Source organism: Pseudomonas brassicacearum (assembly GCF_918698105.1).
In the GTDB taxonomy this organism is placed as follows: Bacteria; Pseudomonadota; Gammaproteobacteria; order Pseudomonadales; family Pseudomonadaceae; genus Aquipseudomonas; species Aquipseudomonas brassicacearum_F.
In genome coordinates this window covers 1-15,798 of record NZ_CAKKMI010000039.1, presented here as the reverse complement: position 1 = coordinate 15,798, position 15,798 = coordinate 1, and the positions used below count along the sequence as shown (strand labels likewise).

Sequence of the window (15,798 nt, the reverse complement as noted above, 5' to 3'; positions counted from 1 at the left end):
CAGCCTTGACGTGAATCAAGGCTTGTCATCATCGTTCCAAGGGGCCGACAGGTAGCGCGTGCGGTTGAAGGTCTCCAGCCATTCGGGACTGAACACCACCAACGCACTGATCACCATGCCGTTGATGAAGGCCTCGGGGAAGATGATCAACCAGAGGTAGCCGACAAAATCTTCCAGCCAGTAAGGCATGGCGAATATGCCGTCGTACCACAGCAGGCCAAGCCCCAGCAGCAGGCACGCCAACGCCGAAAGCGCGGCGGCGAGAAAACCCGAACAGAAGATATACACGAACAGATTGCGCGGCTGGGCGCGCTCCACCAGGATCGCGCAACATTCGGTGACCAGCACCGGCAACAGGATCAGCAGCGCGCCGTTGACCCCTACCGCGGCCATGTCCTGACGGCCCAGCAGCACCAGTGCAAACTGCGCGCACAGCCCCCCCAGGATCGCCAATGGCCAGTCCAGCAGCAACGTCACGGCGGTCATGCCGATAAAGTGATACGAGACCCCCGTATCGAAATCCCGGCGCACCAGCCATAACATGAACAGCGCCAACACTGTGCCAAATAGCAAATGCTGGCGCCGGCTGTCGGTGAACAGCTCGACCCACGGCGCCCGCACCACGGCCCAGACCAACACCGGCACATACATCAGCCAACCGGCCGCCAGGGTCTGTGGTGAAAGCAGTTCGGCACCGATCATGGGACTCTTCCTTTCGCTTAGCCCTTGCAGCAAATTTTCTGTGGCGTGGGAATTTCAAGCCAACAGTCTACATCCCACTATAAAGCCCTATTAATCAACGCAACGCTTCCAGCTTGTCGCAATTGAACGCTAAGCTTGGGCCCATGGATGACTCCGATTACTTACGCCTGCTGACCATCGCGGCCGAGCAAGCCAACGCCTTTCTCTCCAATGCCCGCAAGTGGGAGCGTGAGCGTTGGGTTTGCCAGCGTCTGCTGCAAGGGCTGAACGTGCCTTATCGCGCCGACGAGTTCGCGCCGGCCGGCGAGCCGCCGGACGTGTTGTTTCGCGATGCCAATTTCGAGGTATTTTTCGTGCTCGACGAGGGTCGTCGCCTCAACGACGAATGGCGCGATGAATTGCAACGCCGGCGCAGCGCCTTCTCCCTGAGCCAGCTGGTGCGTCGCGAGGCCAAGCCGCGGCGGATCCCGGCCAATGAGTTCCTGATGCGGCTGGCCCCGACCCTGCGCAAGAAAGCTCACAACTACACCGAGCGCGGCATGGACCTGGGCGACCTGGACATCATCGCTTTCGCCAGCCTCAAGCGCGAAGTGCTGGACCTCAACAGTCACTTCCCACCGCCCACCGAGTACCTGCGCCAGGGCTGGCGCTCGCTGTCACTGGTGGGGCCGACATTTGCCCGGGTGCTGTTCGCCCACCCCGACGCGCCGGACTTCCTGCGCAGCAACCTGGGTCGCAGCATCGTGTTCGATGTCGGGATCAGCCTGTGAGCCCACTGCAGGAACTGATTGCCGCTGTGCCCCAGCAAGGCCGCGTACGCTGGATTGGCGTACGACCCCAGGGTCATGCGCCCATGATCGAGCTGGAGGCCGTGGAGGCCCGCCTGGAGGCTGGGCTGACCGGCGATCATGCCCGACCCGGCGTACGCAATGCGCGGCAAGTGACGCTGATCCAATGGGAGCACCTGGCCGTGATCAGCTCATTGATGGGCCGTCCCGAGGACCGGCCCGTGCTGCCACAGGAGCTGCGACGCAATATTGTGGTCAGCGGCATCAATCTGTTCAGCCTCAAGGGCCGGCGCTTTCGCATTGGCCAAGCCATCTTTGAAACCACCGGCTGGTGCCAGCCTTGCGCACGATTGGAGCGAAACCTCGGCGAAGGTACGTTCCAGGCCGTACGCGGCCATGGCGGAATCACCGCCCGGGTGTTAAAAAGTGGAATCATTCGCCTGGACGACAGCCTGATCGTCGAACCCGTTCCGGCGAGCGGCTACGCTACTTTCAATGCCGGCTAGCCGGACGCTGTAACGTCTTCACATTCCGCAACGTCTACCTGACGAGGCCTTTATGACCAGCCGCCTGAACCCAGAAGACCAGAAGCATGTCGAAGAGTACCTGCAACTGTCCCAGCACCGAGTCGAGCGCCGGCCTTTCCGGCCGTGGATGCTCCTGGTGGTGGTACTGGCCGTGACCATCGGCCTGGGCCTGTTGAGCCGACTGATCAGTTACCTGACGCTATGAGCCGCTTGAAGCTCGCGCAGGTGACGGCACCGAATTCCTTTAGCCTTGCGAGATATCCCCATGACTCATCGTATTGTCATCGTTGGCGGCGGCGCCGGCGGTCTGGAGTTGGCTACCCGTCTGGGTAAGACTCTGGGCAAGCGCGGCACGGCCAGTGTGATGCTGGTCGACGCGAACCTGACCCACATCTGGAAACCGCTGCTGCACGAAGTGGCCGCCGGCTCCTTGAACTCCTCCGAAGACGAACTCAACTACGTCGCCCAGGCAAAATGGAACCACTTCGAGTTCCAGCTGGGGCGCATGAGCGGCCTGGATCGCGAGCGCAAGAGAATCCAGCTGGCCGCCACCTATGACGAGGCCGGCGTCGAGCTGTTGCCGGCCCGGGAACTGGGCTACGACACCCTGGTGATTGCCGTCGGCAGCACCACCAATGACTTCGGCACCGAAGGCGCGGCACAGCACTGCCTGTTCCTTGACACCCGCAAACAGGCCGAGCGCTTCCATCAGCAACTGCTTCATCACTATCTGCGGGCCCACGCCGGGCAGACCGATATCGTCGAACGCATCAGCGTCGCCATCGTCGGCGCCGGTGCGACCGGGGTCGAACTGGCCGCCGAGCTGCATAACGCCGCCCACGAACTGCACGCCTACGGCCTGGACCGGATCAAACCGGAGAACATGCACATCACCCTGATCGAGGCGGGCCCACGGGTCTTGCCAGCCCTGCCGGAGCGTATCGGCGCACCGGTGCACAAGACCCTGGAAAAACTCGGCGTCAACGTCATGACCAACGCCGCCGTCAGCCAGGTGACCGCCGACAGCCTGATTACCGCGGACGGCAAAGTGATCGACGCGAGCCTGAAAGTCTGGGCCGCCGGGATTCGCGCCCCGGACTTCCTCAAGGACATCGACGGGCTGGAGACCAACCGGATCAACCAGTTGCATGTGCTGCCCACCTTGCAGACCACCCGCGACGAGAACATCTTCGCCTTCGGTGACTGCGCCGCCTGCCCGCAACCCGGCAGCGAGCGCAACGTCCCGCCCCGCGCCCAGGCCGCGCACCAGCAGGCCTCGCTGCTGGCCAAGTCCTTGAAACTGCGGATCGAGGGCAAGGCCCTGCCCGAATACAAATACACCGACTACGGCTCGCTGATCTCGCTGTCGCGGTTCTCGGCGGTGGGCAACCTGATGGGCAACCTGACCGGCAGCGTAATGCTCGAAGGCTGGCTGGCGCGGATGTTCTACGTGTCGCTCTACCGCATGCACCAGATGGCGCTGTACGGCCTGTTCCGCACGGCCATGCTGATGCTGGGCAGCAAGATCGGGCGTGGGACCGAGCCTCGGCTGAAGTTGCACTGAGTCAGCAGCACTGACATTGAATGATCCACCGTCATCGCGAGCAAGCTCGCTCCCACAGTTGATCGCGGTCATCCTGTGGGAGCGAGCTTGCTCGCGATGAGGTCGGTACAGCCAGTACTGAATCCTCGATCAAACCTGAAACCGCTGCACCATCGTGCGCAGCGAGTTCGCCAGCTGCGACAACTCATGGCTCGACGCGCTGGTCTGGTCCGCGCCGGAAGCCGAGCGCACCGACAAATCACGAATGTTCACCAGGTTGCGATCCACCTCGCGGGCCACTTGCGCCTGTTCTTCGGCGGCGCTGGCGATCACCAGGTTACGTTCGTGGATTTCATTGACCGACGCCGTGATGGTCTGCAGCGCGTCCCCCGCCCGCTCCGCCATGGCCAGGGTACTGGCGGCGCGACTGGAGCTGGCCTGCATGGAGTCGAGTGCCTGGGTGGCACCGCTGCGCATGCCCTGGACCATTTGCTCGATTTCCTGGGTCGATTGCTGCGTGCGATAGGCCAGCGCCCGCACCTCATCGGCCACCACCGCAAACCCACGTCCGCTCTCGCCCGCACGAGCCGCTTCGATGGCCGCGTTGAGGGCCAGCAGGTTGGTCTGTTCGGCGATGGCGCGGATCACATCCAGCACCTTGCCGATATCCTGCGACTGGTTGGCCAGGGCTTGCACCAGGCCGCCGGTCACCTGCACGTCGCTGGCGAGGGCGCCGATGGCGTCGACCGTGTCGCTGACCCGCTGCTGCCCAAGGGACGCGGACTCACTGGACTGACGCGTGGCATCGGAGGTGGAGACCGCGTTGCGGGCAACCTCCTCCACGGCGGTGGTCATTTCGGTGACGGCGGTGGCGGCCTGTTCGATTTCATTGTTCTGCTGTTGCAGGCTTTGGGTGCTGTCGAGCGTGACGGTGTTTAGCTCATCGGCTGCGGTGGCCAGTTGCGTGGCCGAACCGCTGATGCCCTGCAACGTCTCACGCAGATTCTGCTGCATGGCCGCCAACGCCTTGAGCAAGCGGCTCACTTCGTCGTTGCCATGGGTCTCGATAGGCCGGGTCAGGTCACCCCGGGCGACGTTCTCCGCAGCATCCAGCGCCTCGCCCAGGGGCTTGACGATACTGCGCGTGAGTAACATGGCCAGGGCCACCGTGGCCAGGGCGGCGAGCACAACGAACAGGCTGACGATCATGCGCGAATTGGTGTAGTGCGCCTGGGACTTCTGGCTCTCGATGGACACCTGCTTGGAGAACAGCTCCGCCAAGTCGTTGAGCTGCTTGCCGGAACCGTCCACCACGGTCTTCATGTCCACCAGCAGTAGCTTGATCAGCTCGTCCCGACGCCCTTGTTCTGCCAGGGTGAAGGATTGCGCGATACCCGTACGGTAAGCGGCAAAGGTCTGCTTGAACTGGTCGTAGAGGGCTTTGCCTTCAGGCGTCACGACGAGCTTTTCGTAGGCAGCTATTTTTTCGCCCAGCTCCTTGTCGCGCGTGTCCATCTGCCCGCGATACACCGCAATGTTCTTCGGGTCCTGGTCCAGGGCCATGCGCAGGGAAATGGTGCGGATCCGCAACATCCACTCGCGGATCTCGCCCCCCTCGCGAATGCTGGGCAGCCATTGGGTTTCCACTGCAACTTCACTGTCACGAATGCTCGACATCTGCCCCAGCGCGAACACCCCGAGCAATGCCACCAGCACGGCGATCAAGGCAAAACCCAATGCGGCACGGGGGGCGATATTCAACTGACGAAGAACCATAGGGAATGCCTTTTTTATCGTTGGCCTGAAGTGGGGCCAGGCCCCTGTCGGCGGGTTATCGGCAGGTTGTACGATGTCTTAAGTCAAATTCACTTTATCGCAGGCAAAAAAAATCCCCGTATCTTTCGATACGAGGATTTTTAATATGGTCGGGGTAAGGGGATTCGAACTCCTGACATCCTGCTCCCAAAGCAGGCGCGCTACCGGACTGCGCTATACCCCGGTAAAAAAAAGGCGACCTTCGCAAGTCGCCTTCTCGATCAGCGCTTTTGGCCTCTGATCTTAAGATTCGATTCCAGCGAGCTGGTTTCAAAAATGGTGGGTCGTGTGGGATTCGAACCTACGACCAATTGGTTAAAAGCCAACTGCTCTACCAACTGAGCTAACGACCCAAAAATGGTCGGGGTAAGGGGATTCGAACTCCTGACATCCTGCTCCCAAAGCAGGCGCGCTACCGGACTGCGCTATACCCCGATTGAAATGGCTCCGTGACCAGGACTCGAACCTGGGACCCAATGATTAACAGTCATTTGCTCTACCGACTGAGCTATCACGGAACTGATATTTCAAGCTACAACGTTGAAGCTAGCTTCAACCTCTTCTACCCTTACGCATCGCTGCGTTCGTGTGTCTGAGGCGCGCTATTCTACAATCTTCAAAACCTCTGTCAACCCCTTAAATTGCTTTCAAGACAATGATTTGCAACTTATTTTGGATTCCTTCTCAGCGAGAAGTAACCCTTGGGGTGACTGACTGCGGGGCGCACTTTACAAGCCTTTTCCTTTGAGTTCAACGGCCTGATGAAAAAAATGGCCTCGCAAAGCGAGGCCATCTCAATTGCCGGCAGTGCCGGCCTTTCAGTTGAAGACGATTTCGTCGTTCTCCACCGTTCCGGTCACTGTCTCGCCTGGCATGAAGCGACCGGACAGGATCAACTGCGCCAACGGGTTTTCGATCCAGCGCTGGATCGCCCGCTTCAGCGGCCGAGCGCCATAGACCGGGTCGTAACCCACCGCAATCAGCTTGTCCAACGCCTCATCGCTCAATTGCAGTTTCAGCTCACGTTCGGTGAGGCGACTGCGCAGGCGACCCAACTGGATCTCGGTAATGCCGGCAATCTGATCACGGGCCAAAGGCTCGAAGATCACCACTTCGTCGACCCGGTTGATGAACTCCGGCCGGAAGTGCGTAGAGATCGCGTCCATCACCGCCGCGCGCTGCGCCTCGCGGTCGCCCACCAGTTCCTGGATCTGCGACGAGCCCAGGTTGGAGGTCATCACGATCACCGTGTTGCGGAAATCCACCGTGCGCCCGTGGCTGTCGGTCAGGCGACCATCCTCCAGCACTTGCAGCAGGATGTTGAACACATCCGGGTGCGCCTTCTCGACCTCATCGAGCAGGATCACCGAGTACGGCTTGCGACGTACAGCCTCGGTCAGGTAACCGCCCTCTTCATAACCGACATAACCCGGTGGCGCACCGATCAGCCGTGCCACGGAATGCTTCTCCATGAACTCGGACATGTCGATGCGCACCATGGCCTCTTCAGTGTCGAAGAGGAACTCGGCCAGTGCCTTGCACAGCTCGGTTTTACCGACCCCGGTCGGGCCGAGGAACATGAACGAGCCGCTTGGCCGGTTCGGGTCCGACAGCCCGGCACGGGAACGACGCACGGCGTTGGACACCGCCACCACTGCCTCTTCCTGACCGATCACGCGCTGGTGCAGCAAGCTCTCCATCTTCAGCAGCTTGTCACGCTCGCCTTCGAGCATTTTCGAGACCGGAATGCCGGTCCACTTGGAGACCACTTCGGCGATTTCTTCCTCGGTGACCTTGCTGCGCAGCAACTGGTTTTCGCTCTTGCCATGCTGGTCGACCATTTGCAGGCTGCGCTCCAGGTCCGGGATCACCCCGTACTGCAGCTCGGCCATGCGGTTGAGGTCGCCTTTGCGGCGGGCCGCTTCCAGTTCCTGGCGGGATTGTTCGATCTTCTGCTGGATCTGCGCCGAGCCCTGGACTTCGGCTTTCTCCGAGTTCCAGATTTCCTCGAGGTCGGAATACTCACGCTCGTGACGAACGATTTCTTCCTGCAACCTTTCCAGACGCTTCTTCGCCGCTTCGTCGCTTTCTTTCTTCAGGGCCTGGGATTCGACCTTGAGTTGAATCAGGCGCCGCTCCAACCGATCCAGCACTTCGGGCTTGGAGTCGATTTCCATGCGGATGCGGCTGGCCGCCTCGTCGATCAGGTCGATGGCCTTGTCCGGCAACTGGCGGTCGGTGATGTAGCGGTGGCTGAGCTTGGCCGCGGCGATGATCGCGCCATCGGTGATCGCTACCTTGTGGTGAACTTCGTAGCGTTCTTTAAGGCCGCGCAGGATGGCGATGGTGTCTTCCTCGCTCGGCTCCTCCACCAGCACTTTCTGGAAGCGCCGCTCGAGGGCTGCGTCCTTCTCTATATATTGGCGGTACTCGTTGAGCGTGGTCGCGCCGACGCAGTGCAACTCGCCACGGGCCAACGCAGGCTTGAGCATGTTGCCGGCGTCCATCGAGCCTTCGCCCTTGCCCGCACCGACCATGGTGTGCAGTTCGTCGATGAACAGGATGATCTGCCCTTCCTGTTTGGACAGCTCATTGAGCAAAGACTTGAGCCGTTCTTCGAATTCACCCCGGTACTTGGCACCGGCGATCAACGCGCCCATGTCCAGGGACAACAGGCGTTTACCCCTGAGGCCGTCAGGCACTTCGCCGTTGATGATGCGCTGGGCCAAGCCCTCGGCGATGGCGGTTTTACCCACGCCTGGCTCACCGATCAGCACTGGGTTGTTCTTGGTGCGGCGTTGCAGCACCTGGATCGTGCGGCGGATTTCGTCGTCGCGACCGATCACCGGATCAAGCTTGCCTTCCTCGGCGCGCTTGGTCAGGTCGACCGTATATTTGTCCAGCGCCTGGCGCGACTCCTCGTGGTTGGCGTCGTTGACCGCTTCGCCGCCACGCAGGTTGTTGATGGCATTTTCCAGGGCTTTCTTGCTCACGCCTTGGCCGAGCAGCAATTTGCCGAGCTTGCTGTTCTCATCCATGGCGGCGAGCAGCACCAGCTCGCTGGAAATGAACTGGTCGCCCTTCTGCTGGGCCAGGCGATCGGCCTGGTTGAGCAGCCGCGCCAGGTCCTGGGACATGTTCACGTCACCGGTGGGGTTCTGGATCTTGGGTAACTGGTCGAGTTCCTTGGCCAGTTCCTTGCGCAGGCTGTTGACGTCAAAGCCGACCTGCATCAGCAGGGGCTTGATGGAGCCGCCCTGCTGTTCGAGCATGGCCTGCATCAAATGCGCCGGCTCGATGCCGGGATGGTCCAGGCCGACGGCCAGGGACTGGGCATCGGACAAGGCCAACTGTAATTTGCTGGTTAAACGATCAATACGCATGGGTCACCTTCCTAATGAGCAGGCCGGACCTTGGAAACATCCTGAATGAAGAAACCTGCCAGATACCGTTATAGATGTGGTCGATTCTGGAAGATTCAAGCCGGGCGCCCTTGATACAGATCAGAGAAGTCTAGTGTTCGATCCAGATCAACGAGGCGAAGCGACCAGTGCGCGGGTTGCGGCGGTAGGAAAAGAAACGAGGATCGGTCACGGTGCAGAGACCGCCACCGTAGACGGCCGTGACACCACGTGCAGCCAGGCGCAGCCGTGCCAACGCGTAGATATCGGCCAGGAACTTGCCAGCGTTGGGGCTCGCGGCAAAGGCTTGTGACGCCTGGGGCAGTTGCGCGATGAAGACTTCACGCACTTCCGGCCCGACTTCAAACGCTTGCGGACCGATGGCCGGGCCGAGCCAGGCGAGGATTTCATCCGCGGACACGGCCAGGCTGTCGAGGGTGGCCTCCAGCACGCCGTTCGCCAGCCCGCGCCAGCCGGCATGGGCCGCCGCGACGCGGGTGCCGGCGCGGTTGCAGAACAGCACGGGCAGGCAGTCCGCGGTCATCGCGGTGCAGGCGATACCGGGTGTGTCGGTCCAACTGGCATCGGCGGTCGCCACCTGGGCCGGGTCAGCCTCGACCACGGCAGTGCCGTGGACCTGCTGTAGCCAGGCCGGGGTGATGGCGAATTGATCAGTGAGGCGACGACGGTTTTCGGCGACGGCCACAGGATCGTCGCCCACATGGTCGCCCAGGTTGAGGCTGTCGAACGGCGCCAGGCTGACGCCGCCCTCGCGGGTGGTGACACAGGCCTTGACCCGGTCCGGCGCGGGCCAGTCGGGTGTCAGCCAGTCATTCATCCGATGAACGCCTCGCGGTCCTGCTTGAGCAACGTCAGCAGCCAGACGAAGTCATCCGGCAACGGCGACTCCCAGCTCATGCGCTTACCGGTCGTCGGATGATCCAGCTCCAGGAAACGTGCATGCAGCGCCTGGCGCGGGAAGTTCTTCAGCGATTCGACCATGGTCTGGCTGGCAGCCGGCGGAATGCGGAAACGACCGCCGTAGGCCGGGTCGCCCACCAACGGGAAGTTGATGTGGGCCATGTGCACACGAATCTGGTGGGTCCGGCCGGTTTCCAGCTTGACCCGCACATGGGTGTGGGAACGGAAACGCTCCAGCACGCGATAATGACTGACCGCCTGCTTGCCGCCCTCCATCACCGCCATGCGCTGGCGCTGCTGGCCGTGACGACCGATGGGGGCGTTGATCTTGCCACCGGCGGTGACGACCCCGATCACGATGCATTCATAGATGCGGCTGACGCTGCGGCTTTGCAGCTGTGTGACCAGCTGTGTCTGCGCCTGGATGGTCTTGGCCACCACCATCAGACCGGTGGTGTCCTTGTCCAGGCGATGGACGATGCCGGCACGCGGCACATTGATGATGTCCGGTACGTGGTGCAGCAAGGCATTGAGCAAGGTGCCATCAGCATGGCCGGCGGCCGGGTGCACCACCAGGCCCGCAGGCTTGTTGATCACCAGGATGTCATCGTCTTCATAGACGATGTCCAGGGCGATGTCCTGGGCGACCCATTCTCCCTGGGCCTCCTGTTCGGCAGTCAGCTCGAGAATGGCACCGCCGTGGACGATGTCGCGCGGGCGAATGACCGCCCCATCCACAGTCAGGCGGCCGTCCTTGATCCAGGCGGAAAGGCGCGAGCGAGAGTGCTCGGCAAAGAGTTGTGCGGCGACTTGATCGAGGCGTTGGCCGCCCAATTCGGACGGCACCTCTGCGCGAAGTTCTATTTTATCGGACATGCTCGGACTAGGCGTCGGCACAGCCTTTGGTTTCGGCTGCGCGCTTGTGGTTAAATACGGCGTCTTTTGCCCCGAGGCTTTCAACGGGGCGCTCATCATAACAGGACGGCCCCGCCCAAGACAGCGGCCGTCATAGGGACGCAAGCCGCCATGCAAGTGAAACACCTGCTGCTGATCGCCATCCTCGCATTGACTGCTGCTTGCTCGTCGAAGGAAGTCGTAGACGAAAACCTGAGCGAAGTCGAACTGTACCAACAGGCGCAGAACGACCTGGATAACAATAGCTATACCAGCGCCACCGCCAAGCTGAAGGCGCTGGAGTCGCGGTATCCGTTCGGTCGCTACGCCGATCAGGCCCAGTTGGAGTTGATCTACGCCAACTACAAGAACGCCGAACCGGAGGCCGCCAAGTCCGCCGCCGAGCGTTTCATTCGCCTGCACCCGCAGCACCCGAACGTCGATTACGCCTATTACCTCAAGGGCCTGACCTCCTTCGACCAGGACGTCGGCCTGTTGGCGCGCTTCCTGCCACTGGACATGACCAAGCGTGACCCGGGCGCCGCGCGCGACTCCTACAATGAGTTCGCCCAGCTGACCAGCCGCTTCCCCAACAGCCGCTACTCGCCGGACGCCAAGCAGCGCATGATCTACCTGCGCAACCTGCTGGCGTCCTACGAAATCCACGTGGCCGACTACTACCTGACACGTCAGGCCTACGTCGCCGCCGCCAACCGTGGCCGCTATGTGGTGGAAAACTTCCAGGAAACCCCTTCGGTGGGTGATGGCCTGGCGGTGATGACCGAAGCCTACCAGCGCCTGCACCTGGACGACCTGGCGGCCACCAGCCTGGAAACCCTCAAGCTGAACTACCCGGATCACCCCTCCCTGGTCGACGGCCAGTTCACCCCACGGGTCGACGAAGCGGACAACCGTTCGTGGCTGAGCAAGGCGACCCTGGGCCTGATCGAGTCCCGTCCACCGCTGCCGCCAGGCGAGACACGCGCCAACCAGGACGTACAGCGCCAGTTCCAGGATGCCAAGGAAGCCATCCCGAACGAACTCAAGCCCAAGGATGAAAATGGCGACGTGATCGAGGAAGAAGAACCTGAAAGCGAGTCCAGCGACCGCTCCTGGTTCAGCCACCTGACCTTTGGTCTGTTCGACTGAGACCAAGGCATTCACAAAAGGGAGACCCGACGGTCTCCCTTTTTTGTGCCTGGGTTTTATTGCGCTGTGCGCCGTTCCTGTCCTTGGCTAAACTGCCTGATCTCTAGCCAAAAAGCCGCCCATCATGCTTCGTTTACTGTTCTGGATCGCCCTGATTGCCGCCGCGGTATGGTTCTGGCGCAAGTTCAAGGGGGGCTCCTCCGCGCCGAACGCTCCCCGCGAGCAGGACGCACCGCCCATGGTCCGTTGCGCCCATTGCGGCGTACACCTGCCCCGTGACCGGGCGCTAGCCCTCGAACAACAATGGTATTGCAGCCAGGCTCACCTCGAGCAAGGCCCGGGCAGTCGTGAGCGCTGAGGCGTCAAGCCCGCGCGAAAAACAGGCGCAGCGCCTGCTGCGTCTCTATCACCTGTATCGTCTGAGCATCGGCATCACCTTGGTGCTGCTGATCTCCAGCAAACTGGATAACCGCCTGCTGGAGTTCGCCAACGACGACCTGCTGCGCAGTGGCAGTTGGTTGTACCTGGTGCTGAACATCCTGCTGGTGGTGTTCCTTGAGAACACCCGCCGCCCTGCCCGGCTGTTCGGCCTGGCCCTGACTGACGTGCTGCTGCTCTCGTGGCTGTTCTTCGCCGCGGGCGGTGTGCCCAGCGCCATCGGCAACCTGCTCATTGTCTCGGTAGCCATCGGCAATACGCTGTTGCGAAGTCGGGTCGGCCTGTTGATTGCCGCTGTCGCCACGATCGGTATCGTCGGGTCGACTTTTTCCCTCGGCCTGAGCGACTCAAACCGTCCCAGCAGTTATCTGCAAGCCGGCACCCTGGGGGCACTGTGTTTTGCCGCCGCCTTGCTGGTACAAGGCCTGACCCGGCGGCTGGAAGCCAGTGAAACCCTGGCCGAGCAACGGGCCAGCGAGGTGATCGGCCTCGAAGCGCTCAACGCATTGATCCTGCAACGCATGCGCACTGGCATCCTGGTGCTCGACCGCGAGCGGCGCGTGCAATTGGCCAACGAAAGCGCCTTGAACCTGCTGGGCATGCACGACCTGGTCGGCCAGCGGATCGATGACTATTGCACCGCCCTGGTCGAACGCCTGCAATTGTGGCTGAACAACCCCAGCCTGCGTCCCCCCAGCCTGACCGTGACCGGCACAGGCCTGACCCTGCAACCGAGCTTCATCGCCCTGGGGCATCACGATCAGCAACAGTTTCTGGTCTTCCTTGAAGACCTGGCCCAGGTTGCCCAGCAGGCCCAGCAACTGAAACTCGCTTCCCTCGGGCGCCTGACTGCTGGCATCGCCCATGAAATCCGCAACCCCTTGGGCGCCATCAGCCACGCAGCGCAATTACTGCGCGAATCCGAGGAACTGAACAATGCGGATCGGCGTCTGACGCAGATTATTCAAGATCACTCCCAACGAATGAATCGCGTCATTGAAAACGTCCTGCAACTGTCGCGCCGCCAGCAGACCACCCCCCAACGCCTCGACCTGCGGGCCTGGCTCGAACAGTTCGTCCGGCAGGCCCGCGAAAGCATGGCCGGGCACCAGCACTTGCACCTGAGCATCGACCCGGGTGACTACACCACGCTGATGGACCCCGACCAGTTGACCCAGGTACTCGACAACCTGCTGCGCAATGCCTGGCGCCACAGCGCCATGGCCCACGAACAGGCCGAGGCCTGGCTGAAATTGTTTATCGACCCACACAGCCAGCTGTCCACGCTGGACATCATCGACAACGGCCCCGGTGTAACCCCCGAGCAGCAGGCGCATTTGTTCGAACCCTTCTTTACCACCAGCAGCCAGGGCACCGGCCTTGGGCTCTATCTGTCCCGTGAGCTGTGCGAAAGCAACCAGGCCCGCCTAGACTTCAAACCACGCCAAGGCGGCGGCTGCTTTCGCATCACCTTTGCTCACGGACGGAAACAGATTTGAATAATCGCTCACGGCAACGAATCCTGATCGTCGATGACGAACCGGACATCCGCGAACTCCTGGACATCACCCTGGGCCGGATGAAACTCGACACCCGCAGCGCCAAGAACCTTGCCGAGGCCCAAGCCCTGCTGGCGGGGGAAGCCTTCGACCTGTGCCTGACCGACATGCGCCTGCCCGACGGCACCGGCCTGGAACTGGTGCAGCACATCCAGCAACGCTACCCCCAACTGCCCGTGGCGATGATCACCGCCTATGGCAGCCTGGAAACCGCCATCGACGCCCTCAAGGCCGGCGCCTTCGACTTCCTGACCAAACCGGTCGACCTGGGTCGGCTGCGGGAGCTGGTCACCAGTGCCCTGCGCCTGCCACCGGTCGTCACGCCGGGCACCACCCTCGAACGCAGCCTGCTGGGTAACTCGCCACCGATGCTCAGCGTGCGCAAGCAGATCGAAAAACTCGCCCGCAGCCAGGCACCGGTTTACATCAGCGGGGAATCGGGCTGCGGCAAGGAACTGGTCGCCCGGCTGATCCACGAACAAGGCCCCCGCGCCAACCTGCGTTTTGTACCGGTCAACTGTGGGGCGATTCCCACAGAGCTGATGGAAAGCGAGTTTTTCGGCCATCGAAAAGGCAGCTTCAGCGGCGCCATCGAAGACAAGCCCGGGCTGTTCCAGGCCGCCCATGGCGGGACCCTGTTCCTCGATGAAGTGGCCGACTTGCCCTTGGCGATGCAGGTCAAGCTGTTGCGAGCCATCCAGGAAAAGGCCGTGCGCGCCGTTGGCGGCCAGCAGGAAGAAGTGGTGGATGTGCGCATCCTCTGTGCCACCCACAAAGACCTGGACGGCGAAGTGTCCGCCGGGCGCTTTCGCCAGGATTTGTATTACCGGCTGAACGTCATCGAACTGCGCGTCCCGCCCCTGCGCGAACGCCGCGAAGACATCGAGCTGCTGGCTAACCACATGCTTCAGCGCCTGGCAGCCAACACCGGCAGTCCACCGGTCAGATTGCATCCCCAGGCGTTGGTCGCGCTCAAGAATTACCGTTTCCCGGGCAATGTGCGGGAACTGGAGAACATGCTCGAACGGGCCTACACCCTTTGCGAACAGCAGCAGATCGAAGCGGATGACCTGCGCTTGGCCGAGGGCAGTAGTGCTAGCGAGGCGGGTAACCCTGATTTGATGCAGGTCGACAACCTGGAGGATTACCTGGAAGATATCGAGCGCAAGCTCATCCTCCAGGCATTGGAGGAAACCCGCTGGAACCGCACGGCGGCGGCGCAGCGGTTGAAGTTGTCGTTTCGGTCGATGCGGTATCGGTTGAAGAAACTTGGGTTGGATTGAGCCGCGGTTTTGAGGCTCACGCTTACCCCTGTGGCGAGGGAGCTTGCTCCCGCTGGGCTGCGCAGCAGCCCCAAAAGCAGCGACTCAATCAACCTGACCCCGAGATGTCAGGTCAGGGTCTGCTTCGCAGCCCAGCGGGAGCAAGCTCCCTCGCCACAGATTAGGCGTTCACCCTCACGCCGCTCTCTAGCCCTCCGGTACGGGTACCCACTCGTCCAGAACACGATTGGCCAGCAATTCACTCAGCTCGATCAACTGCTGTACGCCCAAGGCGACATGCCGTCGCGAGCCTTCAAGTTCGAAGGCCAGGTCGCTGATCGTTGCGTTGGCGCAGGCCAGGGTTTCGCTGAGGTTGGTGAGGAGACATTCGGTGTCGATGCCGGCCACGACCGCCCGGACGCTGAATTGGCAGCGACGGGAAAAGATTAGCCAGAATTCTTCCCACCCGGCAACCGCCAGAGCTCGTCGGAAAATTCTTTTTGAATCAGATTTTTGTCCGACCATTCCCACAAATCCTGGTTGGCTGTGAGGGCGGGGTGTGTATCCGTTTCTGCGGTAACGGCGACTTAGGGTTCCGCCCTGACGGCGGCTCACTTTTGAAAAGCGCAAAAGTAAGCAAAACGCTCTTGCCCCACCACTCGGTGCCTCGCCTAGGCTCGGCATGCCCTCACTCCGGCATTGCTCCGTGGGCCCGCCGCGAAGGGCCATCCATGGCCCAGCGCGGCTATCCCGGCATCCATGCCGGGATGCCCACTCCACAATGCCTGCGTTCGGCCAT

14 protein-coding genes and 4 tRNA genes are annotated in these 15,798 nt (G+C 61.7%); 8 read left to right on the top strand and 10 right to left on the bottom strand.

Translation table 11 applies throughout. The features are described 5' to 3' along the window. Positions 1–15: 15 nt before the first annotated feature. On the bottom strand, positions 16–702 hold the full coding sequence (locus LQ215_RS16470) for an energy-coupling factor ABC transporter permease (RefSeq protein ID WP_214512607.1): 687 nt from the start codon (positions 700–702) through the stop codon (positions 16–18). Positions 703–845: 143 nt separating this feature from the next. Here LQ215_RS16470 and LQ215_RS16465 point away from each other — a divergent pair, with 143 nt between their 5' ends. The 4 genes from LQ215_RS16465 to LQ215_RS16450 are packed head-to-tail and all read left to right on the top strand — an operon-like array spanning position 846 to position 3,581. Continuing rightward, positions 846–1,472, top strand: a complete 627-nt coding sequence (locus LQ215_RS16465; protein ID WP_003205682.1) for a DUF1780 domain-containing protein — start codon at positions 846–848, stop codon at positions 1,470–1,472. Then, positions 1,469–1,996: an MOSC domain-containing protein gene (locus tag LQ215_RS16460; protein ID WP_230151464.1), complete on the top strand. Its 528-nt coding sequence runs from the start codon at positions 1,469–1,471 to the stop codon at positions 1,994–1,996. Before LQ215_RS16465 ends, LQ215_RS16460 begins: the two co-directional genes overlap by 4 nt. Positions 1,997–2,048: 52 nt before the next feature. Continuing rightward, positions 2,049–2,222 (top strand): DUF3094 domain-containing protein, encoded by a 174-nt coding sequence (locus tag LQ215_RS16455; protein ID WP_003205686.1) that lies wholly within the window; start codon positions 2,049–2,051, stop codon positions 2,220–2,222. A 60-nt stretch (positions 2,223–2,282) separates the two neighbouring features. Further along, entirely contained in the window at positions 2,283–3,581 is a 1,299-nt protein-coding gene (locus tag LQ215_RS16450) for an NAD(P)/FAD-dependent oxidoreductase (protein ID WP_230151461.1), read from the top strand. 129 nt (positions 3,582–3,710) lie between these two features. Here LQ215_RS16450 and LQ215_RS16445 read toward each other — a convergent pair whose 3' ends face one another. From LQ215_RS16445 to rluD, 8 genes are all read right to left on the bottom strand, one after another. Beyond that, a complete protein-coding gene (locus LQ215_RS16445) occupies positions 3,711–5,336 on the bottom strand; it encodes a methyl-accepting chemotaxis protein (protein ID WP_230151458.1) in 1,626 nt (541 codons plus the stop codon). A gap of 146 nt (positions 5,337–5,482) precedes the next feature. Continuing rightward, a tRNA-Pro gene (locus tag LQ215_RS16440) sits at positions 5,483–5,559 on the bottom strand. A 93-nt stretch (positions 5,560–5,652) separates the two neighbouring features. Then, a tRNA-Lys gene (locus LQ215_RS16435) sits at positions 5,653–5,728 on the bottom strand. A 5-nt stretch (positions 5,729–5,733) separates the two neighbouring features. Beyond that, a tRNA-Pro gene (locus tag LQ215_RS16430) sits at positions 5,734–5,810 on the bottom strand. Positions 5,811–5,817: 7 nt separating this feature from the next. Next, a tRNA-Asn gene (locus LQ215_RS16425) sits at positions 5,818–5,893 on the bottom strand. A 300-nt stretch (positions 5,894–6,193) separates the two neighbouring features. Further along, the gene (gene clpB, locus LQ215_RS16420; RefSeq protein WP_230151455.1) at positions 6,194–8,758 is read right to left on the bottom strand and encodes an ATP-dependent chaperone ClpB; all 2,565 of its coding nucleotides are present in this window, start codon (positions 8,756–8,758) and stop codon (positions 6,194–6,196) included. A gap of 130 nt (positions 8,759–8,888) precedes the next feature. Then, positions 8,889–9,614: a peptidoglycan editing factor PgeF gene (gene pgeF, locus LQ215_RS16415; protein ID WP_230151452.1), complete on the bottom strand. Its 726-nt coding sequence runs from the start codon at positions 9,612–9,614 to the stop codon at positions 8,889–8,891. Continuing rightward, entirely contained in the window at positions 9,611–10,573 is a 963-nt protein-coding gene (gene rluD, locus LQ215_RS16410; RefSeq protein WP_003205696.1) for a 23S rRNA pseudouridine(1911/1915/1917) synthase RluD, read from the bottom strand. The genes pgeF and rluD overlap by 4 nt, the downstream gene beginning before the upstream one ends. A 150-nt stretch (positions 10,574–10,723) precedes the next feature. Between rluD and LQ215_RS16405 the strand changes: the two genes are divergently transcribed. The 4 genes from LQ215_RS16405 (at position 10,724) to LQ215_RS16390 (ending at position 15,020) form a co-directional block, all read left to right on the top strand. Next, entirely contained in the window at positions 10,724–11,740 is a 1,017-nt protein-coding gene (locus tag LQ215_RS16405; RefSeq protein ID WP_072346113.1) for an outer membrane protein assembly factor BamD, read from the top strand. Positions 11,741–11,864: 124 nt separating this feature from the next. Then, complete coding sequence (locus LQ215_RS16400; RefSeq protein WP_230151451.1) at positions 11,865–12,098, top strand: PP0621 family protein; 234 nt, start codon at positions 11,865–11,867, stop codon at positions 12,096–12,098. Further along, positions 12,088–13,677 carry a two-component system sensor histidine kinase NtrB gene (locus LQ215_RS16395; RefSeq protein ID WP_230151449.1) on the top strand — a complete coding sequence of 530 codons (1,590 nt, stop codon included), beginning with the start codon at positions 12,088–12,090 and terminating at the stop codon, positions 13,675–13,677. The genes LQ215_RS16400 and LQ215_RS16395 overlap by 11 nt, the downstream gene beginning before the upstream one ends. After that, positions 13,674–15,020 carry a sigma-54-dependent transcriptional regulator gene (locus LQ215_RS16390; RefSeq protein ID WP_230151448.1) on the top strand — a complete coding sequence of 449 codons (1,347 nt, stop codon included), beginning with the start codon at positions 13,674–13,676 and terminating at the stop codon, positions 15,018–15,020. The genes LQ215_RS16395 and LQ215_RS16390 overlap by 4 nt, the downstream gene beginning before the upstream one ends. Before the next feature lie 186 nt (positions 15,021–15,206). Here the strand turns inward: LQ215_RS16390 and LQ215_RS16385 are convergent, their stop codons facing one another. Next, positions 15,207–15,524 (bottom strand): DUF6124 family protein, encoded by a 318-nt coding sequence (locus LQ215_RS16385; protein ID WP_230151447.1) that lies wholly within the window; start codon positions 15,522–15,524, stop codon positions 15,207–15,209. Positions 15,525–15,798 lie beyond the last annotated feature (274 nt).

What these genes read in the sequence shown, in the direction of transcription:
- LQ215_RS16470 (WP_214512607.1), bottom strand. Translation starts at nt 702, where the DNA reads ATGATCGGTGCCGAACTGCTTTCACCACAGACCCTGGCGGCCGGTTGG.
- LQ215_RS16465 (WP_003205682.1), top strand. Translation starts at nt 846, where the DNA reads ATGGATGACTCCGATTACTTACGCCTGCTGACCATCGCGGCCGAGCAA.
- LQ215_RS16455 (WP_003205686.1), top strand. Translation starts at nt 2,049, where the DNA reads ATGACCAGCCGCCTGAACCCAGAAGACCAGAAGCATGTCGAAGAGTAC.
- LQ215_RS16450 (WP_230151461.1), top strand. Translation starts at nt 2,283, where the DNA reads ATGACTCATCGTATTGTCATCGTTGGCGGCGGCGCCGGCGGTCTGGAG.
- LQ215_RS16445 (WP_230151458.1), bottom strand. Translation starts at nt 5,336, where the DNA reads ATGGTTCTTCGTCAGTTGAATATCGCCCCCCGTGCCGCATTGGGTTTT.
- clpB (WP_230151455.1), bottom strand. Translation starts at nt 8,758, where the DNA reads ATGCGTATTGATCGTTTAACCAGCAAATTACAGTTGGCCTTGTCCGAT.
- pgeF (WP_230151452.1), bottom strand. Translation starts at nt 9,614, where the DNA reads ATGAATGACTGGCTGACACCCGACTGGCCCGCGCCGGACCGGGTCAAG.
- rluD (WP_003205696.1), bottom strand. Translation starts at nt 10,573, where the DNA reads ATGTCCGATAAAATAGAACTTCGCGCAGAGGTGCCGTCCGAATTGGGC.
- LQ215_RS16405 (WP_072346113.1), top strand. Translation starts at nt 10,724, where the DNA reads ATGCAAGTGAAACACCTGCTGCTGATCGCCATCCTCGCATTGACTGCT.
- LQ215_RS16400 (WP_230151451.1), top strand. Translation starts at nt 11,865, where the DNA reads ATGCTTCGTTTACTGTTCTGGATCGCCCTGATTGCCGCCGCGGTATGG.
- LQ215_RS16385 (WP_230151447.1), bottom strand. Translation starts at nt 15,524, where the DNA reads ATGGTCGGACAAAAATCTGATTCAAAAAGAATTTTCCGACGAGCTCTG.